The 5,236-nt window shown below is 66.6% G+C and carries 4 protein-coding genes; 3 read left to right on the top strand and 1 reads right to left on the bottom strand.

Annotated elements, in window-relative coordinates; translation table 11 throughout:
- A partial coding sequence (gene guaB, locus I71_RS11320; RefSeq protein WP_042694964.1) for an IMP dehydrogenase occupies positions 1–1,187 on the top strand: 1,187 nt, incomplete at its 5' end.
- Positions 1,188–1,229: 42 nt separating this feature from the next.
- On the opposite strand, the gene I71_RS11325 is transcribed toward guaB, so the two are convergent.
- Positions 1,230–1,754 (bottom strand): hypothetical protein, encoded by a 525-nt coding sequence (locus tag I71_RS11325; protein WP_042694965.1) that lies wholly within the window; start codon positions 1,752–1,754, stop codon positions 1,230–1,232.
- 188 nt (positions 1,755–1,942) lie between these two features.
- Here I71_RS11325 and ligA point away from each other — a divergent pair, with 188 nt between their 5' ends.
- Entirely contained in the window at positions 1,943–4,309 is a 2,367-nt protein-coding gene (gene ligA / locus I71_RS11330) for an NAD-dependent DNA ligase LigA (protein WP_042694966.1), read from the top strand.
- Positions 4,310–4,526: 217 nt separating this feature from the next.
- On the top strand, positions 4,527–4,946 hold the full coding sequence (locus I71_RS11335) for a bacteriohemerythrin (protein ID WP_042694967.1): 420 nt from the start codon (positions 4,527–4,529) through the stop codon (positions 4,944–4,946).
- The last annotated feature ends 290 nt before the right edge of the window (positions 4,947–5,236 follow it).

A 5,236-nucleotide genomic window follows, 5' to 3' on the forward strand; every position in this document is an offset into this window, starting at 1 on the left:
ACCCGATCACCATCACGCCGAACGCCACGGTGGCCGATGCGCTGCAGTTGATGGCCGACTACCGCATCTCNGGCATCCCGGTGGTGGAAAGCCGCGACCAGCTCGGCAGCGGCAAGCTGGTCGGCATGCTGACCAACCGCGACGTCCGCTTCGCCACCGATCCCAAGCAGCCGGTCAGCGAACTGATGACCAAGGAGCTGGTGACGGTCCGCGAGGGCGTCAGCCAGGAGGAAGGCAAGCGTCTGCTCCACCAGCACCGCATCGAGAAGCTGCTGGTCGTCGACGAGGATTACCGTTGCATCGGCCTCGTCACCGTCAAGGACATCGAGAAGGCGCAGGCCTATCCGAACGCCTGCAAGGACAGCAAGGGCCGGCTGCGCGTCGCCGCCGCCACCGGCACCGGCAATGACGGTCTGGCCCGTGCGGAGGCGCTGTTCGATGCCGGCGTCGACGTGCTGGTGGTCGACACCGCCCACGGCCATTCGCTGAAGGTGCTCGATCAGGTCCGCGCCGCCCGCGCTCTGTCGAACTACACCCAGGTCATCGCCGGCAACGTCGCCACCGCCGAGGCGGCCAAGGCGCTGATCGATGCCGGTGTGGACGCCGTCAAGGTCGGCATCGGCCCCGGCTCCATCTGCACCACCCGCATCATCGCCGGTGTCGGCGTGCCGCAGCTGACCGCGGTGATGGATGTGGTGGAGGAGTGCGAGAAGCACGGCATTCCGGTGATCGCCGACGGCGGCATCAAATATTCGGGCGATCTGGCCAAGGCGATTGCCGGCGGCGCCAGCGTCGCCATGCTGGGCAGCCTATTCGCCGGCACCGACGAAAGCCCGGGCGAAGTCATCCTGTTCCAGGGCCGCTCCTACAAGAGCTATCGCGGCATGGGCTCGGTCGGCGCGATGGCGCGCGGTTCGGCCGACCGTTACTTCCAGCAGGAGGTTTCGACCATGAAGCTGGTGCCGGAAGGCGTCGAAGGCCGCGTCCCCTACAAGGGTCCGGTGTCGGCGGTCATCCACCAGTTGGTCGGCGGCCTGCGCGCGGCCATGGGCTACACCGGCAGCGCCTCGATCGCCGAGATGCGCGAGAAGTGCCAGTTCGTCCGCATCACCAACGCCGGCCTGCGCGAAAGCCACGTCCACGACATCACCATCACCAACGAATCGCCGAACTACCGGCAGGGCTGATGAGGTTTGGGGCGGTCGCCGGTTGACGACCGCCCCCAGCCTTCATACCCCCTCCGCCACCAGCTTCCAGGGCTGCCACCCACCCAGCCGCACGCCGACGGCGAGACTGGTGAAGGGAATCCGCAGTTCGATGTCCCGCGGCTGGAAGAAGGTCAGACGTTCCGGTTCGCCCCGCTCGTCGAACTCCAGCCGGGCGCCCTTCGGTTCGGGCGCGTATTCGTCGCTCATCACCTGCCAGATTTCCAGATCGGTGCCGTGGTTGGTGATCTTGTACTGGCCGCAGCGCCAGGTCGCCGCTTCGCCGACGCTGCCCTCCACCACTTTCTTGTCGCCCTCCATCCGCACGTCGCCGACCCCGGCGGCCTCGCCCTTCATCGACGGTCCCTGCCGTTCGGCGCGGAAGCCCAGCCGCAACCACGCCGAGCGGCTGTGCGGGATCAGCCGGCGCACCGCGCGCGCGTCGTCCGCCGCGAAATGGTCGGGGTCGTCGTAGAGGATGCGGTCCAGCGCGGCGGCGATGACCATGCGGTCGTCGATGCGCAGGTCCGGTGCATGGGCTTTGCTCATCAGGCCAGCGGACTCCGAAGGGTGTGCCCATACTATATAGGGACTTGTTCCCGTCGTCGCCCCGATGCCGTCCCCGCTGAGGCGTCCCCGCGTCCAGACAGACTCCAGACAGACTCCCGAAACCCTGTTCCAGGCGCTATCCTGCGCGGCCCTTCTCCGGAAGACCCCGATTCGTCACGAGACGCGCCATGCAGGACCTGTTCGACACGCCGCCCGATCCCCGCAGCATCGAAGTCGATGCCCTGACGCCGGAACAGGCCGCGGCGGAACTGGCGGCGCTGGCCGCCGAAATCGCCCATCACGACCGGCTCTATCATCAGCAGGACCAGCCGGAGATCTCCGACGCCGACTATGACGCGCTGGTCCGCCGCAACCTCGCCATCGAGACACGCTTCCCCGATCTGCGCCGCGCCGATTCGCCCAGCCTGCGCGTCGGTGCCGCCCCTGCCGCCGGCTTCGGGAAGGTGCGCCATGCCATCCCGATGCTGTCGCTGGGCAACGCCTTCGCCCCGGAGGATGTGGCCGAGTTCGATGCCCGCGTCCGCCGTTTCCTTGGCCTGTCCGACGACGCCCCGCTGACCTTCGTGGCGGAGCCGAAGATCGACGGGCTGTCCTGCTCGTTGCGCTATGAGAAGGGGGAGCTGGTGCTGGCCGCCACCCGCGGCGACGGGGCGGAGGGCGAGAATGTCACCGCCAACGTCCGCACCATCCGCGACGTGCCGCAGCGCCTGCCGGCGCCCTTCCCCGATGTGCTGGAGGTCCGCGGCGAAGTCTATATGAGCCGCGACGACTTCCTGGCGATGAATTCCGCCCGCGCGGAGAAGGGCGAGCAGTTGTTCGCCAACCCGCGCAATGCGGCGGCGGGCAGTCTGCGCCAGCTCGATCCCGCGATCACCGCGTCCCGCCCGCTCTGCTTCTTCGGCTATGCCCTGGGCGAACTGTCCGAGCCGATCGCCGACACCCAATGGGGCATCCGCGAGCGGTTGAAGGGCTGGGGCTTCCAGCTGAACCGCCCGGCGGAGCTGTGCGACGGCAAGGACAAGCTGCTGGCCTATTACGAGGGCATCGGCCGGCGGCGGGCAGGCCTGCCCTTCGACATCGACGGCGTCGTCTACAAGGTCGACAGCCTGGAGCTTCAGCAGCGTCTGGGCTTCGTCAGCCGGGCGCCGCGCTGGGCCATCGCCCACAAATTTCCAGCGGAACAGGCGCAGACCCGGTTGAAGGCGATCACCATCCAGGTCGGGCGGACCGGTGCGCTGACACCGGTGGCCGAACTGGAGGACATCACCGTCGGCGGTGTCGTGGTCAGCCGTGCCACCCTGCACAATGAGGACGAGATCGCCCGCAAGGACATCCGCGTCGGCGACCTCGTGGTGGTCCAGCGTGCCGGCGACGTCATCCCGCAGGTGGTGGAGGTGGTGCTGTCGCAGCGCCCGGCCGATTCCGTGCCCTATGTCGCGCCGGAAACCTGCCCGGTCTGCGGCAGCCTCGCCATCCGCGAGGCGGGCGAGGTTGTCCGCCGCTGCACCGGCGGCCTGATCTGCGCCGCCCAGGCCAAGGAGCGGCTGCGCCATTTCGTCTCCCGCGACGCCTTCGACATCGAGGGGCTGGGCGAGAAGATCATCGAGGAATTCTGGGACGAGGGCTTCATCAAGTCGCCCGTCGACATCTTCACCCTCGAAGGCCGGGTCGAGCTGATCGGCCGGCCGGGCTGGAAGGAGAAGTCGGTCCAGAATCTGTTCAAGGCGATCCAGCAGCGTCGCGACGGCATCGACCTGCACCGGGTGATCTACGCACTCGGCATCCGCCATATTGGCGAGGTCACCGCCAAGTCGCTGGCTCGCCAATACAAGACGATGCAGGGCTGGGTCGATGGCATGCTGGCGGCGGAACAGGCGATGCCCGGCCAGGAGTGGCGCGACTTGCATGCGCTGAGCGGTGTCGGTCCGGTCACCGCCGACACCATCATCGCCTGGTTCGCCGATCCGGAGAGCGGTTCCAAGCTGGACTTCTATGCAGGCAACGACGCTCTGCGGCTGGAGACCATCATCAGCTCGCTCGGCATCAAGCGGCTGAACACGCGCGCGGCCCAGGCGCTGGCCGAACGCTACGGAACGCTGGCCGACTGGCGGGCGGCGATGGAGCGAGCGGCCGGGCAGGCGCCCGGACAGGCATGGCTCGATCTGGTCGCCACACCCGATGTCGGCGAGGTCGCTGCCGAGGAACTGGCCGGCTTCTTCGCCGAGGAGCGCAACCTCGTTATCGTCCGTGGTCTGATGGAGCGGTTGACTGTGCTGGAGGCCGAGGTGCCGAAGGCCAGCAACTCCCCCATTGCAGGTAAGACGGTGGTCTTCACCGGCACGCTGGAACGGATGACGCGGTCGGAGGCCAAGGCTCGTGCCGAATCGCTGGGCGCCAAGGTCGCCGGGTCGGTGTCCGGCAAGACCGACTATCTGGTCGCCGGGGCTGATGCCGGCAGTAAGGCGGCCAAGGCAAAGGAGTTGGGCGTCGAGATCCTGACCGAGGACGAATGGCTGGCCAGGATCGGCGGCTGATCCCGACGGCGCCGGTCTGCATCCGCCAAAATGTCGCATCCCCGTTCGCCTGGATTGACGGACGGGGATGGGGGGAGTGAGATCAGATAACGCTTATAGTCATGGTCGGAACGATGCCGGACAGGCGGCCCGACCCAGGAAGACGGGCGGTGCCGACGAGCGGTCAACGCTCGCACCCGTCCGTCCGGCACCCAACAAGGGGGACGAAGGAAACGCCATGGAGCCAATTCAGTGGTCACGCTGGATGAGTGTGGGCAACGATGCGCTGGATGAGGATCACCGCGTCCTCATCGGTATCGTCAACAAGTTGTATGACGATGCCAACCGTGAGGATCCGGCCCTGATCGAGGCCATTCTGGATGAACTGATCGCCTACACCCGCCACCATTTCGCGGAGGAGGAGGCGCAGATGGAGCGGCTGAATTATCCGACCTTCGCCGCGCACAAGGCCCTGCACGACCGGCTGACCCGGCAGGTCGAAAGCTACCGTGACGAGTTCCGCGCCAATGGTGGTCGTATCAGTGGAGAGGAGGTGTTCCTGTTCTGCTCCGACTGGCTGGGCAAGCACATCCTGAAGGAGGACACCCGCTTCGGCGAATATGCCGGCACTGGGGCGGAGATGGTGGCCGCGGGGTAGGGGAGGATGGCCCTCTTCCACTTGCTTGAAGTTTCACATGGGGAAAATTATCTAAAATATTGAAATAGCTCAAAAAGTGGCAAATTATCCGAATTTGTGCATGGCGCTCGTCCCGAGAGGGGAGGGCGCTTTTCTTTTTGCGTGCCTCAGCCGGTCGGCAGGGGAGGGGAGTCCGCGCAAAGAAAAAGCCCTCCCCGGTGGGGGAGGGCAGGGGCAAACCCAATCGAAAACCGGTGGCGATCAGGCGACCGCCAGCTGCTTCAGGCCATGGTGGGCAACCGGCAACGACA

This window comes from Azospirillum sp. B506 (genome assembly GCF_000333595.1).
Classification (GTDB): Bacteria; Pseudomonadota; Alphaproteobacteria; order Azospirillales; family Azospirillaceae; genus Azospirillum.

What these genes read in the sequence shown, in the direction of transcription:
- I71_RS11325 (WP_042694965.1), bottom strand. Translation starts at nt 1,754, where the DNA reads ATGAGCAAAGCCCATGCACCGGACCTGCGCATCGACGACCGCATGGTC.
- ligA (WP_042694966.1), top strand. Translation starts at nt 1,943, where the DNA reads ATGCAGGACCTGTTCGACACGCCGCCCGATCCCCGCAGCATCGAAGTC.
- I71_RS11335 (WP_042694967.1), top strand. Translation starts at nt 4,527, where the DNA reads ATGGAGCCAATTCAGTGGTCACGCTGGATGAGTGTGGGCAACGATGCG.